At 75.6% G+C, this 24,733-nt stretch carries 18 protein-coding genes and 1 pseudogene; 10 read left to right on the forward strand and 9 right to left on the reverse strand.

What is annotated here, in order from left to right; all coding sequences use genetic code 11:
- The first annotated feature begins 5 nt into the window (after positions 1-5).
- Positions 6-1,583: a phytoene desaturase family protein gene (locus AC067J_RS38360; protein WP_478307367.1), complete on the forward strand. Its 1,578-nt coding sequence runs from the start codon at positions 6-8 to the stop codon at positions 1,581-1,583.
- Between the two features lie 277 nt (positions 1,584-1,860).
- Entirely contained in the window at positions 1,861-2,649 is a 789-nt protein-coding gene (locus AC067J_RS38365) for a ricin-type beta-trefoil lectin domain protein (RefSeq protein WP_478307369.1), read from the forward strand.
- 71 nt (positions 2,650-2,720) lie between these two features.
- Here AC067J_RS38365 and AC067J_RS38370 read toward each other — a convergent pair whose 3' ends face one another.
- Complete coding sequence (locus AC067J_RS38370) at positions 2,721-2,945, reverse strand: hypothetical protein (protein WP_478307371.1); 225 nt, start codon at positions 2,943-2,945, stop codon at positions 2,721-2,723.
- A 160-nt stretch (positions 2,946-3,105) separates the two neighbouring features.
- On the opposite strand from AC067J_RS38370, the gene AC067J_RS38375 reads away from it, so the two are divergent.
- The 4 genes from AC067J_RS38375 to AC067J_RS38390 all read left to right on the forward strand — a co-directional run bounded on the left by AC067J_RS38375 (position 3,106) and on the right by AC067J_RS38390 (position 9,310).
- Positions 3,106-5,724 (forward strand): helix-turn-helix transcriptional regulator, encoded by a 2,619-nt coding sequence (locus AC067J_RS38375; protein WP_478307372.1) that lies wholly within the window; start codon positions 3,106-3,108, stop codon positions 5,722-5,724.
- A gap of 199 nt (positions 5,725-5,923) precedes the next feature.
- A complete protein-coding gene (locus AC067J_RS38380) occupies positions 5,924-7,066 on the forward strand; it encodes a serine hydrolase domain-containing protein (protein WP_478307374.1) in 1,143 nt (380 codons plus the stop codon).
- Positions 7,067-7,176: 110 nt separating this feature from the next.
- Positions 7,177-8,256, forward strand: coding sequence for an alpha/beta hydrolase (locus tag AC067J_RS38385; protein WP_478307376.1), 1,080 nt, complete (start codon positions 7,177-7,179; stop codon positions 8,254-8,256).
- Between the two features lie 169 nt (positions 8,257-8,425).
- The gene (locus AC067J_RS38390) at positions 8,426-9,310 is read left to right on the forward strand and encodes a DUF6585 family protein (RefSeq protein WP_478307378.1); all 885 of its coding nucleotides are present in this window, start codon (positions 8,426-8,428) and stop codon (positions 9,308-9,310) included.
- A gap of 40 nt (positions 9,311-9,350) precedes the next feature.
- Here the strand turns inward: AC067J_RS38390 and AC067J_RS38395 are convergent, their stop codons facing one another.
- Positions 9,351-10,616, reverse strand: a complete 1,266-nt coding sequence (locus AC067J_RS38395) for an RNA polymerase sigma factor (protein WP_478307380.1) — start codon at positions 10,614-10,616, stop codon at positions 9,351-9,353.
- Positions 10,613-11,029, reverse strand: a complete 417-nt coding sequence (locus tag AC067J_RS38400) for a YciI family protein (protein WP_478307382.1) — start codon at positions 11,027-11,029, stop codon at positions 10,613-10,615. Before AC067J_RS38400 ends, AC067J_RS38395 begins: the two co-directional genes overlap by 4 nt.
- 192 nt (positions 11,030-11,221) lie before the next feature.
- Here AC067J_RS38400 and AC067J_RS38405 point away from each other — a divergent pair, with 192 nt between their 5' ends.
- Positions 11,222-12,358 (forward strand): methyltransferase, encoded by a 1,137-nt coding sequence (locus AC067J_RS38405; RefSeq protein WP_478307384.1) that lies wholly within the window; start codon positions 11,222-11,224, stop codon positions 12,356-12,358.
- 354 nt (positions 12,359-12,712) lie between these two features.
- Here AC067J_RS38405 and AC067J_RS38410 read toward each other — a convergent pair whose 3' ends face one another.
- Positions 12,713-12,940: a hypothetical protein gene (locus tag AC067J_RS38410; RefSeq protein WP_478307386.1), complete on the reverse strand. Its 228-nt coding sequence runs from the start codon at positions 12,938-12,940 to the stop codon at positions 12,713-12,715.
- Positions 12,941-13,476: 536 nt separating this feature from the next.
- Here AC067J_RS38410 and AC067J_RS38415 point away from each other — a divergent pair.
- A complete protein-coding gene (locus AC067J_RS38415) occupies positions 13,477-13,680 on the forward strand; it encodes a cold-shock protein (RefSeq protein ID WP_030918248.1) in 204 nt (67 codons plus the stop codon).
- 364 nt (positions 13,681-14,044) lie between these two features.
- Positions 14,045-15,565, forward strand: a complete 1,521-nt coding sequence (locus AC067J_RS38420; protein ID WP_478307388.1) for a DEAD/DEAH box helicase — start codon at positions 14,045-14,047, stop codon at positions 15,563-15,565.
- An 81-nt stretch (positions 15,566-15,646) separates the two neighbouring features.
- On the opposite strand, the gene AC067J_RS38425 is transcribed toward AC067J_RS38420, so the two are convergent.
- The 5 genes and pseudogenes from AC067J_RS38425 to AC067J_RS38445 form a co-directional block, all read right to left on the reverse strand.
- Complete coding sequence (locus AC067J_RS38425; protein WP_478307390.1) at positions 15,647-16,345, reverse strand: RES family NAD+ phosphorylase; 699 nt, start codon at positions 16,343-16,345, stop codon at positions 15,647-15,649.
- On the reverse strand, positions 16,342-17,109 hold the full coding sequence (locus AC067J_RS38430) for a hypothetical protein (RefSeq protein ID WP_478307392.1): 768 nt from the start codon (positions 17,107-17,109) through the stop codon (positions 16,342-16,344). Before AC067J_RS38430 ends, AC067J_RS38425 begins: the two co-directional genes overlap by 4 nt.
- Positions 17,106-20,717: a CHAT domain-containing protein gene (locus tag AC067J_RS38435; RefSeq protein ID WP_478307394.1), complete on the reverse strand. Its 3,612-nt coding sequence runs from the start codon at positions 20,715-20,717 to the stop codon at positions 17,106-17,108. The genes AC067J_RS38430 and AC067J_RS38435 overlap by 4 nt, the downstream gene beginning before the upstream one ends.
- Positions 20,718-21,211: 494 nt before the next feature.
- Positions 21,212-22,570 carry a serine/threonine-protein kinase gene (locus AC067J_RS38440; RefSeq protein WP_478307396.1) on the reverse strand — a complete coding sequence of 453 codons (1,359 nt, stop codon included), beginning with the start codon at positions 22,568-22,570 and terminating at the stop codon, positions 21,212-21,214.
- 221 nt (positions 22,571-22,791) lie between these two features.
- A pseudogene (locus AC067J_RS38445) lies at positions 22,792-23,526 on the reverse strand (FHA domain-containing protein); the annotation flags it as partial.
- A 258-nt stretch (positions 23,527-23,784) separates the two neighbouring features.
- Here AC067J_RS38445 and AC067J_RS38450 point away from each other — a divergent pair.
- Positions 23,785-24,696, forward strand: coding sequence for a phytoene/squalene synthase family protein (locus AC067J_RS38450; RefSeq protein ID WP_478307398.1), 912 nt, complete (start codon positions 23,785-23,787; stop codon positions 24,694-24,696).
- Positions 24,697-24,733 lie beyond the last annotated feature (37 nt).

Raw genomic sequence — 24,733 nt, forward strand, 5'->3', positions numbered from 1 at the left:
GCCGTGTGAACGCGAACGCGTCCGTCCGCCACGACGCCGTGATCGTCGGTGGCGGACACAACGGGCTGGTGGCAGCGGCGTACCTCGCACGGGCCGGACTCCGGGTCCTGCTGCTGGAGCGGCTGCCGCGGGTGGGCGGGGCGGCGGTCTCGACCCGCGCGTTCGCGGGGGTGGACGCGCGGCTGTCCCGGTACTCGTACCTGGTGAGCCTGCTGCCGCACCAGGTCGTGCGGGACCTCGGGCTGCGACTGGAACTCCGGCGGCGCCGGATCGCCTCGTACACGCCCGTCGTCCGCGACGGGAAGCCCACCGGCCTGCTGGTGGACGCGGCCGACCCCGGCCGGACCCGGGAGTCGTTCCGGGCACTGACCGGCACGGAGCGGGAGTGGGAGGCCTGGCGGCGCTTCTACGGGACGACCGAGCAGGTCGCCCGGCGGGTGTTCCCGACGCTCACCGAGCCGCTGCCCTCGCGCGCCGGACTCCGCCGGCGGATCGCGGACGACGCCGCGTGGGAGAGCCTCTTCGAGCAGCCGCTGGGCGAGACGGTCGAACGGACCTTCACCGACGACCTGGTGCGCGGCGTGGTGCTGACCGACGCGCTGATCGGCACCTTCACCCACGCCCACGACCCCTCGCTGCGGCAGAACCGCTGCTTCCTCTACCACGTGATCGGCAACGGGACGGGTGACTGGGACGTCCCGGTCGGCGGGATGGGCGCGGTGACGGACGCACTGGCCGCGGCGGCACTGGCGGCCGGCGCGGAGATCCGGACCGGCTGCGAGGTCACCGCCGTCGCCACCGACGGCACCGGCGACGCCGAGGTGTCGTACCGCCACCGGGGCGGAGAGGCGACGGCGGCGGGCAGGCGGGTCCTCGTGAACGCCGCCCCGGCCGTCCTCGCCCGGCTGCTGGGCGAGCGGCCCGGGCCCGCCCCGGAGGGCGCCCAGCTGAAGGTCAACATGGTGCTGAGCCGGCTGCCCCGGCTCCGGGACACCGCCGCGGATCCCCGGGAGGCCTTCGCCGGCACCTTCCACATCGCCGAGGGCTACCGGCAGTTGGAGACGGCCTACGCCGAGGCCGCGGCGGGCCGGATCCCCTCGGCGCCGCCGTCGGAGATCTACTGCCACACCCTCACCGACCCGTCGATCCTCGGGCCCGAGGCCGCCCGGCGGGGGCTCCAGACCCTGACCCTGTTCGGCCTGCACATGCCCGCCCGGCTCTTCGCCGACCCGGCGGCCAAGGAGCGCGCGCTGGCGTCGAGCCTGGCCCAGCTCGACGCGGTGCTGGCCGAGCCGATCGCCGACTGCCTGGCACGGGACGCCGGAGGCCGGCCCTGTCTGGAGGCCAGGACGCCGCCGGAGCTGGAACGGGAGATCGGCCTGCCGGGCGGGCACATCTTCCACCAGGACCTCTCGTTCCCCTTCGCGACCGAGGAGCCCGACGGCGCCGCGGCCCGCTGGGGCGTGGCGACGGCGCACCCGAACGTGCTGCTGTGCGGCGCGGGAGCGGTCCGCGGCGGCGGCGTCAGCGGCATCCCCGGGCACAACGCGGCGCGGGCCGTCCTGGAGGACCTGGCCCGGTGACCGCCCGCCGGGCTGACGGCGGAGGCTCGGAGGCGGCCCCGGGCCGTGCGCATTCCGGCCGGATCGGTCGGGCGGCCCGCCTGCTGCGCTGCGGCCGGCCGCCCGCTCTCCCAACCACCCTCCGTGGACGGACCGCTGGCGTGATCTCCATCCCGCGTTGTTGACCGTGTTCATGTCGCACCCGAAGCTCTCACCTGACCCGCACAACTGTCGCTTCGTCACCACGATTCCCTGGCAGGCGGGTCGACCGGTTCCCCGTCTCCGTGAGGATCTTCCGATGCGCCGTACCGCCACACTGTTCGCCACCGCCCTGCTCGCGGGAGCCGCCGCGCTCACCGCGCCCGCCGCCGCCGACGCCGCCGAGAGCCCCGCCCCCGCCGCCACGCGGTCCGCCGCCGCGCAGCCGGCCGCCGCGCAGTCCGCGACGACCGTCCCGGGCCCCGGCGGCGTCGGGAGCTGCACCCAGTCCGGCTGGTCCGCCACCTGTACCGGCCTCGACCCGATGCAGGCCTGGAGCCTCGGGGGCTCCTGTGCGAGCTGGGACTTCAACACCAACTCGTACGTCTTCTCTCCGGCGTACAGCCCCTGGGTCACCGGCGACACCACCATCTCCGTGAGCTGCTTCGGTATGGGCACGCCGTGGTGGATCGGCGTCTCGTTCGGACCCGCCGTCCCGGCCGGCCCGGTCGGGCAGGTCACCGGCCTCGCGGGCAAGTGCCTGGACGTGCGCGGCGGCAGCATGGCCAACAAGACGCCCACCCAGATCTGGGACTGCCTCGGCAACGTCAACCAGAGGTGGAAGATCGGCGCCGACGGCACCATCCGCGCCGTCGGCGTGTGCCTGGACATCTGGGACGGCCGCACCGGCAACGGCACCCAGGTGCACACCGGCCCCTGCAACGGCAACGTCGCCCAGCAGTGGTGGGTCCGGAGCGACGGCGCGATCGTCAACACGAAGTCCGGCCGCTGCCTGGACGTCCGGGCCTACGACAGCACCAACGGCAACGTCGTGCAGATCTGGGACTGCAACGGCACCTCGAACCAGCTCTGGCACCTGCCCGTCTGATGCGACCCGGCCGCCCGGCACCGGGGCCCTCCCGGTGCCGGGCGGCCGCCACGGTGAGCAGCGTTGCCGTACTAGCGGTGGCACGCTGCGGCGACGAGCAGCAGCAGGAGTGCGACCGCCGCCAGCGCGAGGCAGCCGCAGCCGGCGTCCGGGTTCCGGCCGACCTCGACGTGGCCCCCGGGCGGGATGCCGGGGTGCCTCCGGGCGTAGTGCTCGACCTGCTGCCGCTCCCCCTGGGGCCCGCCGAGCCAGGTCGTCCTGAAGTCGCACTCACCGCACCAGTAGCGGACCGCCACGTCGACTCCTCGCGTCTCGCCGTGCCACGGGTCTCCATCGGGGCAGCGATTGTGGCGTCGGCCGGGCCCGCCGAACAGGCCAAGCCCACCGGACATTGCTGACCGGTCCTCACCGGTAGGCTCGCCGCCGAACCTTACCGGCGAGTAGAGAGGCGCCTCGGTGACAGATCAGCTCGGCACGCTGTTACGCCGGCTGCGCAGCCAGGCGGGCCTGACGCAGGAACAGGTGGCGGAACGGTCCGGAGTGAGCGTCCGCACCATCCGCCGGCTGGAGAGCGGCAGGTCCACCGATCACCGGCTGGGAACGGTGAACCTGCTGGCCGACGCCCTCGGCATCGGGGAGGAGGACCGCCGGCGCCTGGCGACCACCCTCGCGGCGTCGCGGAGCGCGGTGGCCCCCGCGCCGCTCGAACCGCCCGCCCCCGAACCGCCCGCCCTCGAAGCGCCCGCACCGGCGGCGCCCGTACCGGCGGCACTCGCGCCCGGACCGCCCGCGCCCGGGGTGCCCGTCCCGCAGCCGGTGCACGGCGTGCTGGCGGAGGCCGCGCAGGAGCTGGCGACCGAGGTCCGGCGCCGCTGGCGGCGCGAGGAGGCGCAGCGCCGGGTCCACGACCCGTTCCCGCTCCCGGTCCGGTGGCAGCCGGCGCCCGCGGGCCTGACGGACCGTTCGGAGAACATCCAGCGGCTCGGACCGGGTGCGGTGCCGCGCCAGGTGGACCTGAGCGGTGACCTGCGGAGCGTGGCCGAGGTCTACCGCCGGATCTCCTCCGGCCGGCTGGTGATCCTCGGCCAGGCCGGCTCGGGCAAGTCGATCCTCACGATCAGGTTCCTGCTGGACCAGTTGGAGGCCCCGGCCTCCTCCGGCCGGGTGCCGGTCATCTTCAGCGTCGGCTCCTGGGACCCGACGACGACCGCGCTGCGGGACTGGCTGATCGGCCGGCTACTGCGCGACCACCCGCACCTGGCCCGCCGGGGCCCCGGCGGTTCGCCGCTGGCCGCCGCGCTGGTCGACGCCGACCTCGTCCTCCCGGTCCTCGACGGGTTCGACGAGATCGCGGAGGGCCTGCGGCGGGAGGCCCTCGACGCGCTCAACACCACCTCGCTGCCGCTCGTCCTCACCAGCCGGCGCGGCGAGTTCGCCGAAGCCGTCGAGGAGGCGCACGCACCGCTGCTGTGGGCGGCCGGCATCGAACTCACCGATCTCACCCCCGACGACCTGGTCGACTACCTGCCCCGGACCGTCCGGCCCGTCACCGTCCGGCCCGCCACCGTCCGGGGCGGCGGCCGCGCCCAGGACGTGGGCGCCGCCGAGGACGTGGACGCCGCCGGGGCCGCGGCGCCGTGGGACGCCGTCCTCGACGCGGTGCGCAGCCGGGAGACGGCGGCGGGCGCGAACCTCGCCGCGGTGCTGACCACCCCGCTCATGGTCATCCTGGCGCGCACCGTCTACAGCGAGTCGCCGGACCGCGACCCCGCCGAACTGCTCGACACCGACCGGTTCCCCACCGCGAAGGCCCTGGAGGAGCACCTGCTCTCGGGCTTCGTCCCCGCGGTGTACCGGCACCGTGCCCCCGAACGGGACGCCGCCGGCCACCGGCCCCGGTCGCCGGGCTGGGACGCCGAACGCGCCCAGCACTGGCTCGGCCACCTCGCGCACCACCTGGTGCGGCTCGACCACGACCGGCAGGACCTCGCCTGGTGGCGGATCGGCGACTCGCTGCCGCGGTCGACCCGCATCACGGCCGTCGTGGTGGCCACCTCGCTGAGCGTCGCCCTGTCCGACTGGCTGGCCTGTCTGCTCGTCGGCCTGCTGCCCGGTACCCGGCTCGGGATCGGCGAGATCCTCCTTCAGGGGATTCTCGTGGGGCCCGTCGCCGGTCTCGCGTTCGGCTCCGTGTACGCGCTGCTGACCGCCTTCGGCCGCGGGAGGGCCTTCGAGCCGACCCGCGTGCGGTTGCGGCTGCCCGGCACCCACGGCAGCCTCGGCCGCCGGCCCGTCCGCACCTTCGCGGTCCGGTTCGGGGACGGCCTGCTCGGCGGACTGGTGATGGGCGCCGGGTACGCGGGCGCCCGCGCGCTGGAGCGCGCGCTGTTCGCCGGGGTCCCGCTCACCGACCCGGACGTGGTCGAGGCCACCCTCGTCAACATGGTGTGCTTCGGGCTGACCTTCGGCTCGGCCGCCGGGCTGGTCTTCGGGCTCGCGGCCGCGCTCGAAGCGCCCGTGGACGTCACCTCCGCGGCCACCCCGGTCAGCCTGCTGTCCTCGAACCGCGCGACGGTGGGCCGGCAGTTCCTCGTCCTGGCACCGGCGCTCACCCTCGCCATCGCGCTCTGCGGCCGCCTCGTCGTCGAGCTGTTCCAGGGTGTGCTGGGTCCGTTGCGCTGGGAGCTGTCGGACGGCCTCGTCATCGGGGCGATCGGCGGGGTCGGCGGTACGGTCGCCTACCTCCTCGCGTTCACCGCGTGGGGGCAGTGGGTCGTGCTGTCGCGGGTGTGGCTGCCGCTGACCGGCCGTCTGCCCTGGCGCACGGTGGCCTTCCTGGACGACGCCTACCAGCGCGGGGTGCTGCGGCAGACCGGCGCGGTCCACCAGTTCCGGCACGTGCGGCTGCAGCACCACCTCGGCCGGCTGTTCCGCGAGCAGCACGCCGGGTACGCGCCGGCCACGTTCCCGCCCGGGCCGGCCGTCCTCCCGCCGCCTGCTCCGCCGTCCGCTCCGCCCGCGCCGGCCGGGCCGCCCGCCTCGCCCACGCCGTCCGGGCCGTCCGGGCCGTCCTGACCGCGGGTCACGCCCGCCGTGGGCGGTGGCGACCGGCCGGGGACGGCCGGTCACATGTGGCCGGTGCCGTGGCCTGTCCGTCCGGCCGCGCCGACCGCAGCATCGCAGGTACCCGGCCGGCGCGGCGCCGCTGTCCGGAGGTCCCCGGCCTCGCGAGCACCGCCCGCCGCCACGGCCCACCCTCAGCCCAAGGAGTCCCATGAAGCCCCTCCGTCTGATCGCCGCCGGCGCGGCGCTGGCCCTGGCCGCCCTGGCCGGTGCCGGACCGGCGAGCGCCGACACCCCGACCGCGGCCGGCATCCTCCAGGCCGGTGCCCAGCTGGGGGTCGCCGACGGGTACCCCGGCGTGATCGGCCTGGTGCGCCAGGGAGACACCACCCAGTACGTGCACGCGGGCGTCGGCAACCTGTCCACCAGGGTGCCCGCCGATCCCGCCGCCAAGTTCCGGATCGGCAGCAACACCAAGGCGTTCACCGCCGCCGTGCTGCTCCAGCTGGAGGGCGAGCAGCGCCTGTCGCTCGACGACACCGTCGCCAGGTGGCTGCCCGGAGCCGTCGCCGCCAACGGCTACGACGGCACGAAGATCACGATCCGCCAGCTGCTCAACCACACCTCCGGCCTGCCCGACTACGCCAAGGACACGGTGTTCTCGCTGTCCTACGCGCTGAACGGCCAGCCCAACCAGGCCTGGCCGCCGCAGACCCTGGTGGACCTCGGCCTCAAGCAGCGCAAGCCCAGCGGGACGCCGGGCGGGCAGTGGGGCTACTCCAACACCAACTACGTCCTGGCCGGCATGGTGATCAAGGCCGTCACCGGCAACGACACGGCGACCGAGGTCCAGCAGCGGATCATCGAACCGCTCGGCCTGCACGACACCAGCTTCCCCACCGCCGACCCGTCCATCCCCGGCAACCACCTGCGCGGCTACGAGTACCCGGTGATCGCCATCGGCATCCGGGACGTCACCGTGTCCAACGTCCAGACCTTCGGGCCCGCCGGGGCGATGGTGTCCACGCTGGACGACCTGGCCGCCTTCGCCCGCGCGCTGGTGACCGGGCGGCTCCTGGCACCCGCGCAGCAGGCCGAGCTCAAGACCACCGTCCCGGTGACCGCCGACGGCACCGTCGGCTACGGCCTGGGGATCATCCACGTGCAGCTGCCGTGCGGGCAGTGGGCCTGGAGCCACAACGGCGCCGTGCTGGGCTACTTCAGCGACTGGTACACGAGCGACGACGGCAGCAAGCAGGTCGCCCGCGCCAACAACGAGTTCCACATGCTGGCCGGGACCAAGGGCCAGCAGGACACGGGCAAGGCGACGGTCGACGCCTACTGCGCGCTGTAGCTCCCCCTCCTGAGCCGCTCCCCTCCTGAGTCGCTCCGGGGCCCGGGCCGTCCCCTTCCCCGAGTCCCCGGGCCCCGAACGCCGGGTCCGCCACCCCGAGAGGACCACTGATGACCTCGCTCCTGCCCGCCTGGCGCCGGCGCGCGAAGGCCGCCGTCGTCGCCGCGGCGACGGCCGTGACCGCGTTGCTCGTCGCCGCGCCCGCGCACGCGGCCGACACCGCTCCGCCGCCCTTCACCGACGGGTTCGGCCTGACCCAGGTCGGCGCGCCCGTCATCCACTCGGCCACCGACTTCACGCTGACCGTGACCACCGCCCAGCTGTCCGGACCGCACCGGATCCGCGTCCTCCTCCCCGAGGGCTACGCCGCGGACCCCGGCAAGCGCTGGCCGGTGACGTACTTCCTGCACGGCGGAGCCGGCACCGTGGACGACGCCGCGGCCGCCCCGGCCCTGCACTCGAACGCGATGATCACCGTCGTCCCGGACGGCGGCCTGAAGGGCTGGTACGCCGACTGGCTCATGCAGAACACCGTGCTCGGCGCGGCCAACTGGCAGACCTTCCACACCCGCCAGGTCGTGCCGTTCATCGACGCCAACCTGCGCACCCTGACCGACCGGTCCCACCGGGCCGTCGTCGGCCTGTCCATGGGCGGCTACGGCGCACTGCGCTACGCCGAGGCCCGGCCCGACCTGTTCGGCCACGTCGCCTCGCTGTCCGGCGGCATCGACTTCGGCATGGCGGAGATCCGCGGGACCGTCCTCGCCACCGAACTCGACCTCCCGGGCGCGTGGTGCGCCGCGAGCACCTCCGGCACCGGCCGGTGCGTCGGCTACGGGCCCTACGTCGACAGCGACGCGATCTTCGGCTCGCCCTACCCGGTCTTCGACGCCGACCGCGTCTGGAACGCGGTCAACCCGGCCGCCGCGGCCAACCTGGCCAGGCTGGCCGGAACCGGGGTCACCCTCTACACCGGCGACCAGGGGCCGATCGACCACTTCACCGCGCTGGCCGCCGGCACCGTCAGGACCCGCCTGAACCAGCTCGGGATCCCCCACCGCTTCGTCGACTACGGCAACGGGTCCGCCCTGTCGCCCACCTGCAACGGCGGCCACAACTACGGCTGCTGGGCTCCCGCGCTCGCCGACTACGTCCCCCGGCTGCAAACCGCGTTCGCCCTCGCGGACTGAGCCCCGGCCGGCCGGACGCCCGGATCGGACGCCCCGGCCGGGCACCCACACACCGGGCCCGGCCGGCCCCCGCCGCCCGGCCGGCGCCGCCGGACGCGCGAAGAACCAGTCAGGCACCCGGCTGCCGCTCCTCGCCGGTGTGCACCGTCCCGGATCGCAGAGGAAGAGAATGACCGGACAGAACGGCCGGACCGACGGCCGTGCGAACGGCCACGCGAACGGCCGCGCGGACAGCCGGGCCCCGGCCCCGGCGGCCGTCGAGGAGGCCGCGGCGCGCGGCCGGCTGGGCGGCCGGCACGCGGTGTACCCGGGGGCGCAGTCGCAGTCCGGCTCCCTCGGCTGCGCCGTGACCGGGGTCGTGGTCCTCGGAGGAATCGCGTTCGCCCTGACCCGCACCCAGGCCGCGGCCATGGCCGTCATCCCGCTCGGGCTGCTGGTGCTGGTCCCGTTCGGCATCTGGCTCGAACGGTCCACGTCGAAGAAGAACCGGGACCTCAGGCTCGACCTCTTCGAGCACGGCCTCACCGCCCTGGTGAAGGGCCGGGTCCACACCGTCCGCTACGAGAGCACGTCGCTCCGCCAGTACACCGTCCGGCACACCGGCGTCGGCGGCTACACCGCCTACGAGTACACGCTCACCGACACCGCGGGCGGGAAGGTCGTGCTGCGCGGGCGGGCGGACGGGGTGGGCGAGGTCGCGGAGAAGGGCCGGTTCGCCAACCCCCGGGAGTGGGCGCCCGCCATCCAGCAGGCGGTCACCCGCGCGCAGTTCCCCGGGGCCGTCGACACCCTGGAGGCGGGAGGCCGGCTCGACTTCGGCACGCTCTGGATGACCCGGGACGAGGTCGGGTCCGCGCGGGAGTCGGTCCCGTGGCACGCGGTCCAGGAGATCAAGGTGGCCGACGGCCTCGTCCGGTTCGCCGTCGCCGGAAGGCGGCGCGCACCGATCAGCGCGGGCGTCAGCAGGACCCCGAACGTCCACCTCCTCCTCGCCCTCGCCGATCGCCTGAAGGGGTCCGGGGGCCCGCGCCGAGGGCGGACGGCGGAGGACTGACGGCGGAGGACTGACGCGGACCCGGGCGTGTCCGGTGGGATCAGGCCAGCCGGGCCGCCCGGGCCTGGAGGTAGTGCCGCTCCGGGATGCTCAACGTCCGGGCGGCGGCCCGCGCGTAGGCGGCGCGGGCCGCCGCCCGGTCACCCGCCCCTTCGAGCAGGTGGGCCCGGACGGCGTCCAGTCGGTGGTGGCCGGCCAGCCGGCCGTCCTCGTCCAGCTCCTCCAGCAGCGCGAGCCCGGCCTCCGGCCCGTCCACCATGGCCTTCGCGACCGCGAGGTTGAGGTGCTCCATCGGGCCCGGGGCGAAGCGGATCAGGAGCTCGTACAGGGCGAGGATCTCCGCCCAGTCGGTGTCCTCGGCGCGCGCCGACTCGTCGTGGACGGCCGCGATGGCGGCGCGCAGCTGGTACGGGCCGAGCCGGGAGCGGGTGAGCGCGCCGCTGACCAGGGCGACCCCTTCCGCGATGGCGTCGCGGTCCCAGCGCGAGCGGTCCTGCTCGGCGAGCGGGACCAGACTGCCGTCGGGCCCGGTGCGGGCCGCGCGGCGGGCGTCGGTGAGCAGCATCAGGGCGAGCAGCCCGGCCACCTCGCCGTCGGCGGGCAGCAGTCCGTGCACGGCCCGGGTGAGGCGGATCGCCTCGGTCGCGAGGTCGTCGCGCAGCAGCTCCCGGCCCGAGGTGGCGGTGTAGCCCTCGTTGAACATCAGGTAGAGCACCTGCAGGACGTCCGCCAGCCGCTGCGCCCGTTCCTCCCGCGGCGGCGGGCCGAACGGCACCCCCGACGCCTTGATGCGCTGCTTCGCCCGGCTGATCCGCTGGGCCATCGTCGCCTCGGGGACCAGGTGGGCGCGGGCGATCTCCGCGGTGGTCAGCCCGCCGACGGCCCGCAGGGTGAGGGCGATCCGGGCGGCCGGCGAGAGCTCCGCGTGACAGCACAGGAAGAGCAGGGTGAGGGTGTCGTCCTCGGACGGGGTGCGGCTCTCGCCGGGCGGCGGCGACTCGAACTCGTCGCGCGGGGTCATCGCCGCGGCCGTCTCCTCGCGCCGTCGGCGCGCCTCCTCGCTGCGCAGCCGGTCGACGAGCCGGCGGGAGGCGACCCGGATCAGCCAGCCGCGCGGGTTCCGCGGGCGGCCCTGCTCCGGCCACTGCACGGCGGCGGCGAGCATGGCGTCCTGGACGGCGTCCTCGGCGGCGTCGAAGTGCCCGTAACGGCGCACGACGGCACCGAGGACCTGGGGTGCCAGTCGGCGCAGCAGGTCCCCGGTGTCCTGGGCGCCCTCGTGGGCCCCGGCCCGGTCGTCCGTCACACCCCGGTCTCCGGGCCCTCTCCGACGGGGCGCACGACGACCGGGTAGTTCGGGGCGCCCTCGGGAACCGGGCAGGCGTGGGCGCGCGCGGCGATCTCGGCGGCCCGTTCGAAGTTCGGTACGTCGACGATCCAGTAGCCGGCGAGCACTTCCTTGGCCTCGCCGTACGGTCCGTCGGACACCACCGGGGTGCCGTCGGCGGCGGCGGTGACGGACCGGGCCTGCCGGGGTTCGGTCAGCCCCTGGGCGTCGACGAGCTCCCCCGCCTCGGCGAGGTCGTCGTTCAGCGATCCCATGTGCTCGAACATCGCCTTGATCTGCTCCGCGGACCAGACGGGGTTGCCCTCGCTCGCCTTGCCGGCCATGGCGTCGTAGTCGGCCTGGCTCCCGAGGACCATCAGCATGTACTTCATGGCTTGTCACTCCTTGTGGTCGCGGCCCCTTGGGGGCCTCTCACACGGGACGTCGTAGCCGTCGCTCCATTCTCGACACGCCGGGAGCGGCGCCGCCAGCCACGATCGGAGGACCCCCGTCAGCGCCGCGCTTCGGCCCGTTCACCCGTGGGAAGCCTTCCGGCGCGGGGGCGCTGATTCGAGGAGGACGACGTGGTCCAGGACGAGGGCAAGCGCTTCGGCGACCGACCGGAGGCAGCGGCGGGCACACGGACAGGGGCGGAGGCGGGGGCCGGGGCGAGGGCGCAGGCGGGGGCGGGGACGCCCGGGGACACCGGCCCCGATGACCGCTTCCGCGATTCCGCCGCCTTCCTGATCGACGAGGCCCTCGGATTCCTCCACCCCGCCGCCCTGCGCGCCGCCGCCGACGTGGGCGTGGCCGACCACCTCGCGGACGGCCCCCGCACACCCGCCGAGCTCGCCGCCGCGACCGGCACGGACGCCCGCGGCCTCCACCGCGTCCTGCGCCTGCTCGCCACCCGGGGCGTGGTGGTGGAGGACGAGCAGGGCCGGTTCGCGCTGACCGACGCCGGGCAGGCGCTGCGCGGCGACGTCCCGTACTCCGCGCGGACGGCGATCCAGATGCTCACCGACCGCACGATGTGGCGTCCGGCCGGGGAGTTGACGCACTGTCTCACCGAGGGCACCGCGTCGTTCGAGGGCATCTTCGGCATGCCCTTCTTCGACTGGTTCGCCCAGGACGCGAGGACCGCCGCCGTCTTCCACGTCGGCATGGCGGCGATGTCCGACCCGGAGAACGCGGTCATCGCGGCGGCCTACGACTTCCCCGGCGCCGGCACGGTCGTGGACGTCGGCGGCGGCCACGGCGGCCTGCTGCTGGAGGTCCTGCGCCGCAACCCCGCACTGGAGGGCGTCCTCTACGACCGCGCCCACGTCCTCGACGGCCACCGGCTGGACACGGCCGAGGAGATCGAGGGCCGCTGGACGCTGGCGGAGGGCGACTTCTTCGCGGCCGTGCCGCCCGGCGACGTCCACCTGCTCAAGCGGATCACGCACGACTGGGACGACGAGACCTGCGTGACGCTGCTGACCCACTGCCGCCGGTCGCTGCGCCCGGGAGGCCGGGTCCTGGTCCTGGACGCGGTGGTCCCCCGGGGCAACGAACCCCACCAGTCCAAGACCCTGGACCTGATGATGATGGCGTCCCTCACGGGCCGCGAGCGCACGGAGGAGGACTTCACGGAGCTCTTCGCGAGGGCCGGACTGCGGCTGTCCCGTGTCGTCCCCACGCCGACGGTCCTGTCGGTGGTGGAGGCGGTGCCGGCGTGACCGGCCCGCTCCCGGGGGCGCGTCCGCGGGTGGGCACGCCGGAGTAGAGCCTCCGCGCAACGCCTCGTCGACCGACCTGCCGGCCGACCGGCGGGCTGGTCGGAGGCCGGCGTTCAACGGCCGGCGTTCAACGGCCGGTGCTCCGCGGTCGGTGCTCAGCGGTCGGTGCTCAGCGGTCGGTGCTCAGCGGTCGGTGCTCAGCGGTCGGTGCTCAGCGGCGGACGTCGACCGGTGGGCGCGAACGCGCGGTGGGCACGACGGACCGGGCGGCCGGGGCCGGGCACGCCCCGGCCGCCCGGTGGCGGGTCGCTACCGGGCCGGCCGACGGCGGAACCCGGTTGCCCGGGCCCGGAGTCAGAGTTTGAACATCGCGGTGTACGGATGGGGGATGCGTTCCTGCCGCGACCCGAAGTCGACGAGCACGGCGATGTCACCGTCTCCTTCGACCTCGATGGCCCGGCCGAGACCGTAACGGTCGTGGGTGACGCGGTCGCCGACGGCGAACCGCTTGATCGGTGCTTCAGCCCGAGCCTTGAAGGGGCTGGTGGGCAGGGGCCGCCGGACTGCAGGTGGTTTCGTCATTTCCCACCAGTATGCGCCGGAAACCGCGGGCGCGGGCCCCCTGGGCGGACTCCGTTTTCGAACGGAGTCGAATTTCGGTGCGCGCCGCCCGCCGGTCCCGGGCTCCCGACGGCCGCCGGAGCGGCCGTCCGCCCGGGACCGGGGCCCTCCGACCGGGGTCCGCGCGGTCCGCCCCGGCTCGGTCCGCGCCGCGCCGCCGGCGGGACCGCGGACGCGGACGGGCGGGTGGCCGTGACTCCAACCGGCCGCGCCACGCGGCGTGTCGGCGACTTCGGACCGCCCCGGGCGACGCCCCGGGAGGAGGTTCGGGGGGCGTCCCCGCGAAACCGGGGGCGAAATGTTCCGCCGAAACAAGCCCGGGCCTGCTACAGTCGTTTTAGTTGCAGTAGTGGTTCCCATGAACTTTGTGTGCGCCTGCTGATGTTTCCGCAGGCGCATTTTTGTTTCCCGGCTCTTCCCCGGGCGGGTCATCATCTCGGCGACTCGAACGCCCGCACAGTGCGGGCTTCGGACAGCCCTTGAAGGAGATTTTTTTTATGGCTAATGGCACCGTGAAGTGGTTCAACGCGGAAAAGGGCTTCGGCTTCATCGAGCAGGAGGGTGGCGGCCCGGACGTCTTCGCCCACTACTCGAACATCAACGCCAACGGCTTCCGTGAGCTGCTCGAGGGCCAGAAGGTCGAGTTCGACGTCACGCAGGGCCAGAAGGGCCCGCAGGCCGAGAACATTCGCCCGCTGTAGTTCTTCCGCCACGGCACCCGCCCGGCAGCGAGGGGCCCGCACCGCGTACATGCCCGGTGCGGGCCCCTCGGCATTTCCCCACGAACGATCCCGGCCGCTCAGGCCCCCGGCTCCGCCACCGGCAGCCGTTCCCACGCGAGACGCCCAGCGCCGCGTCCGGACCGGCGCCCCGCCGTGACAGCTCACGGTTCGAGGTTCCCCGCTCCCGCCCGTGCGGTGAGCGCCGACCGCAGGTGACGTGCCGCACGGTTCTGCCGTCCACGCCCCGCCCGTCACACCACCGGCCCGTTCCTCGCGGTCTCCGCCGGCGCCCCGCGCCGCGGAACCCTCCTCGAAGCGTGCCGCCCTTGAGGAAGGTCCCCGCATGAACCGATCCAGCCGCCCCTCGTACCAGACCTCCGGTTCCCGCTCCGGCGGCAGCGCGCCGGGGCTGCGCTCCGCGCGCGGCACCGGCTCCGCGCCCCGCTCCGGCGGTCGGCGCCCCTCCGGCGGCAAGGGGCGTCAGGGCTCCGGCCCTCAGGGCGAGTTCGCCATGCCGGTCAGCACCACCCCGGCGCTGCCGGCCGTCGAGTCGTTCGACGAACTGGACATGCCGAAGGCACTGCTGACCACGCTCACCCGCCACGGCGTCACCTCGCCGTTCCCGATCCAGGCCGCGACGCTGCCCAACTCGCTCGCCGGACGCGACGTCCTCGGGCGCGGCCGGACGGGTTCGGGCAAGACCATCGCCTTCGGCCTCGCCGTCCTGGCCCGCACCGCCGGCCGGCGCGCCGAACCGCGCGAGCCGCTGGCGCTGGTGCTGGTCCCCACCCGCGAGCTCGCGCAGCAGGTCACCGAGGCACTCACCCCGTACGCGCACTCGGTGCGGCTGCGGATCGCGACCGTGGTGGGCGGGGTGTCGATCGGCCGGCAGGCCCAGGCGCTGAACCGCGGGGCGGACGTCGTCGTGGCCACCCCCGGCCGGCTCAAGGACCTGATCCAGCGCGGCGACTGCCGGCTCGGCCGGGTGGACATCGCCGTCCTGGACGAGGCCGACCAGATGGCCGACATGGGCTTCCTGCCGCAGGTCACCGAACTGCTCGAACAGGTCGCCGAGGGCTGCCAGACGATGCTGTTCTCCGCGACCCTGGACCGCAACGTGGACCGCCTGGTGCGCCGCTTCCTCGACGACCCGGTCACCCACTCGGTGGACCCGTCGGCCGCCGCGGTCAGCACCATGGAGCACCACGTGCTCCACGTCCAGGGCCACGACAAGAACGCCACGATCGCCCGGATCGCCGCCCGTGACGGCGGGGTGATCATGTTCACCGACACCAAGCACAGCGCGGACCGCCTGGTCGACGACCTCCTCGCCAGCGGGGTGAAGGCCGCCGCCCTGCACGGGGGCAAGTCCCAGCCGCAGCGCACCCGCACCCTGGAGCAGTTCCGCACCGGCCACGTCACCGCGCTGATCGCCACCAACGTCGCCGCCCGGGGCATCCACGTCGACGGACTCGACCTGGTCGTCAACCTGGACCCGCCGGGCGACCACAAGGACTACCTGCACCGCGGCGGACGCACCGCCCGGGCCGGCGAGTCCGGCACCGTCGTCACCCTCGTCCTGCCCAACCAGCGCCGCGGGACGGACCGCATGATGGCCGCCGCCGGCATCACCCCCACCTCCACCCGGGTCCACTCCGGCGACGAGGAACTCGCCCGGATCACCGGCGCCCGCGTGCCCAGCGGCGTGCCCGTGGTGATCCCCGACCCCGTGGTCGAGCGGCCCCGCCGCAGCGCCTCCGCGAACCGCAACCGCCGCAGCCGGCCCGCCCCCGCCGAGCGCAGCCCGCAGACCGCCAACGGCTCCCGCCGGAGGGGTCCGCGGCGCGGCGCCGTCGCCGTCTGAGGCCCACTCGTCGTACACACCCGGCAGCCGTGCCGTCCCGTCGAACCGGGACGGCACGGCTGCCGGGTTTCGGCGGTGGCCTCACCAACCGACGGGTTTCGAGACCTCCGCCCACAGGGGCTTGAGCAGTTCGTTGGCCCGTTCCCTGCCCTCCGGGGAGCCGAGGTCCGGGATGCCCCGGTCCGGCACCGCCTCCAGCGGGCCCCCGTCGCCGTGCTCGAAGCGGTCGCGGTAGAGCACCAGCGCGCGTTCGCCCCGGTTGCGCCGGGAGTCCCAGACCAGGCCCTGCGCGTGCGGTGCCTGGGCGCGGATCTCGCTCGACCAGCGCCGTGCCGCGGCGTAGTTCCGCTCGTCCTCCAGGAGCGTGGGCTCCTGCCGCACGGCGGCCAGGTCCGCTCCGGTGACCAGGGACACGAGCGTGAGGTCGGACCGGGCGCGCAGGCAGCTCAGCGAGCGGCCGTGGGCCGCGGCGTAGGGGACCTCCCGCGTGCCGAGCGGGGAGCCGTACGGCAGGGAGCGCAGCAGGCTCTCGGCGAGGGCCGCGACGGGCGTGTGCGCCAGGTACAGGTAGTGGTAGGGGTCGAGCACGGTGCCCTCGAAGCGCCCCCCGTCGAAGTGGATGTCCGCGAGCCTCGGGTTGAACCCGCCCGGCGCGTACTGGGACTTGTGCACCCGCCACAGCTCGGTGCCCGCCGGGACGGTGGTGAAGTTGGGGCACAGGGCGAAGTCGATCAGCGGGAACAGGCTGTCCTTCGCGGGGAGCGGGCCGTCGTCCGTCATTCACCCTCCACGAGTTCGGTGGCCGCCCCGACCAGCCGGTGGTCGGGCAGTCGGCCGAGCAGCGATGCGGGCACCCCGCCCAGCCAGGTGTTCTCGCCGAGCCACCACGCTCCGGCGCCCCAGGGGTCGACGTCCGCGAGCAGCAGCCGGTTGACCGCCAGGACGACCCCGTGCGGGAGGCCGCCGTCCGCCCCGAACTGGAACCGCGGGTAGCGGTCGCCGTCCCGGGGGTCCGGCACCCGGATCAGCTCGGGCGGCGGGGGCCCGCCGCAGCGGTCCCGTGCCTCCGCCGCGGAGAGCGTCGGCGCGCCGCGCAGCGGGTGGTCCCGCCGGGCGTCGTCGGCGTGCGCCGGTGCGGGCTCGGGCTCCGGCTCCGGTGCGGGCCCGGGTGCCGGTGCGGGCCCGGGGGCCGGGGTCGGTGCCGGTTCCGGGGTGGGTGCCGACAGCCAGGCCAGCAGTTCGCGCGCCTCGGCGGCGCTCGCCGGCCCGGGCGGCGCGGCGAGCAGCCGCGGGGAGTCCACCACGGCCCGGACCGGATGGTCGAACGGCAGTGGCAGCAGGGCCCGCCGGACGCCGACGAGTGCCGCGCGCAGCCCCCGCTCGTCGTCCGCCGCCACGTCGGCGAGCGCCTGCAGGCGGGTGAGCAGCAGGGCGTAGCGCTCCTCCCCGAGCCGCTCCCGGATGGTGTCCAGGTGTTCGCGGATGAGGCCGAGGAGGTGATCCGCCGACCGGCCGCCGCTCGCACCCGTACCGTCGTCGCTCACGCCTCCCTCCCTTCCGGGTCGGTGCTTCCGGTGGATCGGTCGTCCTCGCGAGGTCCGCCGCTGTGGGGGACGCCGGCGGCGGGGGGTCCGCCGCCGGCCGGACCCGGGTGGCCCTGGTGGATGAAGGCCGCCCAGTACGCGATCCGGTCGAGGTCCGGGCGGTCCGCCTCCCAGAGCAGTTCGTCGTGGAGCGAGCCCGGGTTCCGCCGGTCCGGGTCGAGCATCCACAGCTGCGCGGCCCTGAGCGCGTCGACGGGACTGAGCCGGTCGACGTTCAGGTAGTGGTGGAACACCGCCATGAGCAGCGCCGACGTGCCGTCCGACGCGGCCCAGCGCGAGCCGACGACGTCCCGCGCGCCGGCCGTGACGAAGCCCGTGGTGAGGGTGAGCGCCTCGTCGTGGTCGCGCATCGAGAGGTCGGTCTGGCAGGCGCTCAGCACGACCAGCGGACCCTCGGTGTCCGCCGGCCGGGCGGTGTCCGGACGGTCGAGGAGCCGGGTGACGGTGAGCAGGGCGGCGCCGGGGTCCGGAGCGGAGGACCGCGGGTCCCCGGCGGGGTGGGACCCCGGGCCACCGGGGACGGTCAGGTCGAGGGCCGAGGCCGTGGGGCTCGTCCCCGCCGAACCGTGCGAGGCCACGTGGAGCAGCGAGGCCCCGTCGGCGAGGTACGAGAGGACGGCCTCGGGCGTGCACGCCGCCGGTTCCTCCCCGCCCGGCATCGAGACCGCCCCGCAGATCCGGGCGGACGGGTAGAAGGAGTCCCGCAGGGCCAGGACCTCGATCTCGGCGAACATCAGGGTCTGCCCCGGGTCGGCGAGCAGCACCGGTCCGGCCTCCGGGGGCCGGGGCGCGCGTCGCGCGGTGCGCAGGAACTGGCCGCCCGAGGCCGCGTAGCTGACGACCGCCGACTGGCAGAGGTACTCGCGGGGCGGCTCGCCGGGGAACCGGGCGGCGTGCCAGGGGACGATGCCCAGGCGCCCGCACGGCACGAGGACGATCCGCAGCGGCCGCTCCCCCGCCGCCAGCCGTTCGGCGATGCCGCCGAGGATCGGGCCGAGCACCTCGGCTGCCCAGTCGCAGAGCTCGGCGAGCGCCTCCTCCCAGGCCTGTCGCACGGCCGGCTCCGGCCCCGCGCCGCCGCGCACGGCGTCACCCACGGCGGCGTCGTGCGCGGCCGTGGCGTCGAGGTAGCGTTCGAGCGGGCCGCTCCCCGCCCGGGACAGCGGCTCGCAGACGGCCATCCCGGCCCCGAGCGGCTCCGGGCCCACGGCGATCACGACCCCGGGGCTGATGGCGTCACCGGGGACCAGGTAGATCAGGGCGTCCGCGCCGCTGTCCGCCAGCCCGTCGGCGAGTTCGGCCAGGGTGGGCGTCCCGAGGAGGCCGCCCTCCTGCCGGTGCCGGTGCCGGTAGCCGAGGGCTTCCAGGGCCCGGCGGCGCAGCGTGCTGGGCAGTTCGCCGGGCACCGGGCCGCCGGCCCCGCCGTCGCCGCCGGGCCCGCCGTCCGCGGCCGTGGTGGCGGCGGTGGTGGCGGCCCGCCAGGCCCGGGCGAGCTCGTGGTGGCCGCGCCGGTCGAGGAGTTCGGGGACGGCGAGGGAGGTCGACGCCGCCTGCAGGACCAGGGCCCGGCCCAGCTCCAGCGCGGCCACCGCCTCGTGCAGCCGCCCCTGGGAGGCCGCCCACAGGGCGGCCTGGAGGCCGCGGCTGGCGCCGTCCCGGGCCGTCAGCAGTCCGTGCTCCGCGCCGGCCTGCAGGAGGACGTCCGCGGCGAGGGCGGTCAGCGCCTCCTCGGCGGCCTCCAGGGCCCTGAGGTCCGACACGTCCTCGTCGACGACCCCCCGCTCCCGGTACGCCTCGGCCAGACTCCACAGGGCCTCGGCGGCGATGCGCGGGGCCCTGCCCTCCCGGACGCCGTCGCGGACCCGCTCCAGCTCCCCGATCACGCGGTCGAGGAGCGCCCGGTCCGGCTTCAGGCCGTACCTGAGGCCCAGTGAGCGCGCGGAGGTGTACACCTGCTCCGTCGTGGCGCGCGGCGGCGGGGTGACGTGCTCGGGCAGCGGGGCCTCCGGGTCGCCGGCCAGGCCGGCGCGCAGGAGGTCGAAGTCCGGGAGGCGGGGCATCGGGATGCCGGCGCCGAACGGCAGTCCGCTCCCCAGGAGCGCGGCGAACCCCTCCTCCGCGTACGAGGCGAAGCGCAGGAGCCGGTCGGTGTCCCGCGTGACGACGCCCAGCTTGCCGTGGGCGGCGCCCAGCGTCATCAGGACCATCCCGCGGACCGCGCCGTCCCGGACCTCCCGCTCCAGGGCCTCGGCCTCGGCCACCAGGCCGAGCGCCACCCGGGCGTCGGCCTCGGCATCCCCCGTCTGCCCGGCGTCCATGATCCGGCCGTACAGCTCCCTCACGCGGTCCAGGACGGCCGGGTCCCCGAATCCCGGGAACAGGTCCGCGAGCTCTCCGAGCCGGCCGAAGGTCGCCTCCCGGTGGCGGCGGCCCGCCGCCTGGTCCTGGTGGGTGCCGCCGGCCGCGGCGCTGATGCCGAGCAGCATCGCCCGGAGCCCCTCCAGCATGGCGGTCTGGTCGGGGCCGGGCGGCGGATCGTCCTGGACGGCACGCAGCCGGCCGAGCAGTCCGTCGAGGGCCCGGTGGGGGTCCGGGCCGTTCAGCGCCGACTCCAGGCCGTCGGTGGCGGCGTTCACGGCGTCCAGGGCGGCGGCGAGGCGGCGGACGGCGTCGGGGGTGAAGAGGTCCTTCGGGTCGAGCGGCGGGTCGAGCGGCGGGTCGAGCGGCGGGTCAAGGGGCGGGTCGGGGATCGGCGGCGGGGGCGGCGGCGGGGTCTCGGTCGGGGGCGGAGTCGTCGGCGGGGCCGGGTTCGGCGCCGGGGTCGGGGGACCGGCGGGAGGCGCGGTGTCCGGTCGTCCGGGCTCCGGGACCCCGGCCGCCGTGCCGAGCAGCTGCTCCAGCGTCTGCCGCATCCGGGCCGCCAAGGGGTCACCGTCCGGGCTCGCGCTCGCGATCAGGTCGGCGAGCGCCGTGCCCGACGGAGCCGCCTCCAGCGCCCCCGCCCGGCGCATCATCTCCTGGTACTCCGGTGCCAGCGGAAGGTCCGCCAACTCCCCGTACAGGCTCTGGATCTCCCTGGAGGCGTCCAGGAAGGCGCCCGCCCCCTCCCGGGCGATCCGCTCGACGAAGGACGAGAAGTCGGGCGCCGCCCCGAACCCGGCCTGCGGCGTCAGCGGCGAGAGGGCCGCCACCAGGGCCAGCGCCGCCCACTTCCGGTCCTCCTCACCGGCCGCCGCCCCCAGCTCCGTCGCCGGGTCCCGCACCTCGCGCAGCAGCGACTCCGCACGCGCCCGGTCGGCCGGCACCCCGCCGCCGGCGTGGTACCGCATGACCAGCGCTGCGGCCAGCCACACGCTCACCCGGCTGCGCAGCGCCGGGTCGTGGTCCAACAGCCTTGCCAGCTGTTCGAGTTCACCGACGGATGCTTCGCACTCCGGCAGCGTGGGCTCGCCGCCGCCGAGGGCGGGGAACAGCCTCCCGGCCCGCTCCTGCGCATCCGCAGCCCAAGCACGCAGCCCCCGCACACCGCCGTCGTCCGCGTCGCCCACCAGCACCCCGCCTCTCCGGATTCCGGGGCCAGCCCCGTGACTACGGCCACTATGCCGAGCCGTCGGCCCGAAGGCGGCGGAATCCCGTGCTTCAGCCGGTCGACGCCCGGAATCCGCCCGGGAATCAACCGGTGCGTCCCGCCCTCCCCCGTTCGCAGGGCGGGACGCGCCGCCCGGACGGCGGGGCGCCGGTCGCGTCCCGACCCCAGATCCGTGACGGCGTGGTGGCCGCCGTGCTCCCCCGTGGCACGGCGGCCCGCGACGGGCCGTCCCGGCGGCCCGTCACCGCCGGGCGGTCCGGTCCCGGTCGTGGGGTACCGGGGCCGGACCGCCCGAACGGCGGCTCAGCAGTTCTGCAGCGACCAGACCCCTGTGGTCGGTGAAGTGACTCCAGGGTGGCCCGTGGCCCGCGCGGGCAGTACCTCGGAACTCCGAGGGTGACTGCCGGGGCGGTCGTCGGGGACGGTCGTCGGGCCCGGTCGGCCCGGGCCGGCCTACGGGGTGCAGTTCCTGAGCCACAGGTGGGAGCGCGGGACCTCCTGGCCGGAGAGGTCGCGGCGCCGGCCGTTCTTGACGCAGCCGAGCACGGTCCGGCGGTCGCGATCGGCGAAGTACAGGACGTCGATCTGGGTGGCGCCCTCGGAGAGGTCCTGACCGTTGTTGAAGACCGAGCGGGGGGACCGCTGCGCGGCCCAGGGGCAGCCGGTCTCGCCCTCGGACCAGTCGTCGTCCGCGTCGACCCAGGCGCAGATGTCGCCCTGGCCGTCCGCCTCGGTGAAGAAGCACACCGTGCCGCGCCGGCAGCGGTCGTAGCCGCTCGCCTCCGCGGTGCTCGGCAGCGCCGCCAGGAGGCCGACGAGCATGCCGGCCGCGAGGGCCGCCGCGACCAGCAGGGAGCGGCTGCGGCGGCGCAGGAAGGGGCCCGGCCGCCAGGACGCGCGCCGGCCGGCGGCGGCCGCCTCCACCCGGCGCTGCAGGGAGGCCGCGGTGTGCGGGGCGCGGTCCTCGTGCCGGCGGGCCAGGCAGTCGGTGAGCACGGACCGCCAGGCCTCGGGGAGGTCGGGCGACAGCCGGAGCTCCTCCTCGCCGCGGGCGTAGCGCATCGCGGCGTCTCGGCGGGCGGCCGGGGTGCCACCCGGCAGCGGGAGGGTGCCCGTGAGGACCAGGTGGGCCAGGACGCCGAAGGCCCAGATGTCGGCGCTCGGACGGATCTTGCGCCCGCGTTCGCCGATCTCGCACCAGAGCAGGTCCGGCGGGGTGTAGTCGGCGGTGCCGAAGGCGGGGGCGTACGCGTGGGTGCCCTCCAGTTCGGCGGCCATGTTGAAGTCGGCGAGGCGGGCGGTGCCGTCGGGCATCAGCAGCACGTTGCCGGGCTTGAGGTCACCGTGCACCCAGCCCGCGCGGTGCAACTGGGCCAGGCCCTCGCAGACGTGGGCGAGGAGGGCGGGTCCGCCGCGCGGGACGCGGTCGGCGGCGAGCAGGTCGTCCAGCGAGCCTTCGGCGGCCTCCAGCACGAGGACGGTGGCGCCGTCGAGTTCCGGGCGGGCGGGGTCGTCGACGGTGCGCACCTCGTACAGCCGGATCAGTCGGGGAGCACGCACTCTGCGCAGCAGCGCCGTCTCCCGGTCGGCGAGTTCGCGCAGGTGGTTCAGCTGGCGCGGGGTGCGGGTGCCGGTCGGCAGGACCTTGAGCGCGGCCCGGGTGGGGACCCCGGCCTCGGGGACGGCCCGGTGGGCGGCGTAGACGCGGCCGAAGGCGCCCGAGCCGAGCAGGCGGTCGACCGTCCAGGGGCCGATCCGGTAGCCGGGCGGGACGGCGAGGCCGTCCGGCGGGTCGCCGCGGCGGGCGGTCACCGTACCCGGTCCGGCACGGCGGTGCCGCCGACGGGCGCGAACCCGGTCCGGTGGTCGCCGGGCACGGTGGGGACGGGTGCGGGCACGACGGGGACGGGCACGACGGGGACGGGCACGGGGGCGGCGGGGACGGGTGCGGAGCCCGACCTGGGGGCCGGGACGGCACCGGATCCGAGCACGGGCACCGCGCCGACGAGGCCGGCCACCGTGCCCGCGGGTGCCCGTCCGGGCGGGTCGGCGTCCAGGGCGCCGAGGTCGTCCTCGCGGACGAGGTCGAAGCGCAGCGCCAGCGATACGAGCGAGTCCTTCTTGCCGGCCAGCCGGGGGCCGGGGTCGGCGCAGTCCGGGCCGGGCTTGATCCGCAGCTTCACCGCGAGATAGTCGATGCTCCACTGCACGGCGGCGCGGTTGACGGCCGGCCAGAGCGGGCGCAGGCGTTCGACCACCTGGTCGACGGTGGGGGTGGGGGCGTGCGGGGCGATCCGCAGCCGCGGTTCGCAGAGGGCGGCGAGCACCAGGAAGTAGCGCTTGGAGCGGTCGAGCGGGAACGCCGGCAGGGTGGGCTCGGCGCCGGGTGCGGTCGGCAGGTCGCGGTCGGCGTAGTCGTGGCGGGGTGCCCAGACGTCCAGGGTGATCAGGTCGGAGCCGGCCGGCAGGACGAGCCGGGAGAACTCGAAGGGCACCGGGGCGCCGAGCCGTCCGGGTGCGATCTTGACGTGCTCGCCGGCGCCCTCCGGGTTCTCCACCACGTAGGTGGCCGTGAGGCTGAGGTTGCTGAGCAGCCAGTGCGTGCCGTCGGCGGTGATCTCGCCGGCGGTCCTGGAGATGCCGCCGTGCGGGACGAGCAGGTCGCCGGCGCGGCCCTCCCGGCCGAAGCGCAGGGTCTGCCCGGGGGCGAGCCGCTGCTGAGCGGCCGGTTCCATGCCCGGTCCCGGAACCACGATGATGCTGTACACGCGCCCGTACCCCTCCCCCGATGGTGCTGGAGGAAGGGTAGCGAGCGGAATCAATCATTCAGATAACGATCACCATGGACCTGTCGGGTGGCCCGACCGCGTCGTCGGCCCCGGCCCCGGCGGCCCCGGCCGGACGTCCTCGGGACGCCGGCGGCGGGGGCCGGGAAACAGCTCGACCCGCACAGCCTCGCGTTCGAACGATTCCGGCCACCGTCTACGCTCGGGAGGGATCGGCAGCCGGGGAGAGGACGAACGCGAGTGGGCAGCTGGGACAAGGCGCTGGACGCGGCCGGGATCGACGACCCCGCGCTGCGCGAGGACTACGGCCGACAGCGCCGACAGGTGACCCGGTACAAGCCCGAGGCCGTGCTGGCCGCGAAGCTCCTGCTGCCGGCCGGGCTCGTGCCGCACGTGATCGCGGCCACCGCCTACATGCACCGCACCGACAGCCTGCTCGACAGCGGCCCGCTCGACGACCGGAAGGCGGCGTACGCGCGCTGGGAGCAGGAGGTCGCCGACGGCCTCGCCACCGGTCGGACCGACCACCCCGAACTGCGCCCGCTGCTGAACACCGTCGCCGCGCACCCCGCCCTGCGCGACCGCGTGCCGGAGCACCTCACCGGGGCCGTCGCCGACCTCGACTTCGCCGGCTTCGCCACCGAGGCCGACTACCAGCACTACGTGGACGCCTACTCGCTGCCCGCGTTCATGGTCGTCGCGACCCTGCTCGGCCCGGAAGGCGACCAGACGGCCTACCGCGCCGCCTGCCGCACCTTCATCGACGCCAGCCAGCGGCTCGACTTCGTCGCCGACCTCGCCGAGGACCTGGCCGACGGCCGCCTGACGATCCCCCGGCAGACCCTCGGCCGGTACGGGATCACCCGCACCGATCTGGAACAGGCCCGCAACCTCCCGGCCGTCCGGGCGCTGGTCACCGACCAGCTCGACCTGGTCGAGCGCACCCTCGCCGAGGGCCGCGCCGTGGTCGGCCTCGTCCCGCCCGCCCACCGGCCGATGGTCCGCTGCATGATCGGGCTGGACCGCCTGACCGGCGCCGCCGCCCGCGCCGACGTCCCCGCGCTGCTGCGCCGCTCGGCCGGCCCGCCCAAGCTCGCCGCGCTCCGCCTGCTCGGCGCCGAGTACCTCCGGGCGCGCCGCGCGCGCCGCTGAGCGCCGCCGCCGGGCCGGGGGCGGGGTGGGGCCGGGG

The organism is Kitasatospora sp. NPDC042419 (assembly GCF_056437345.1).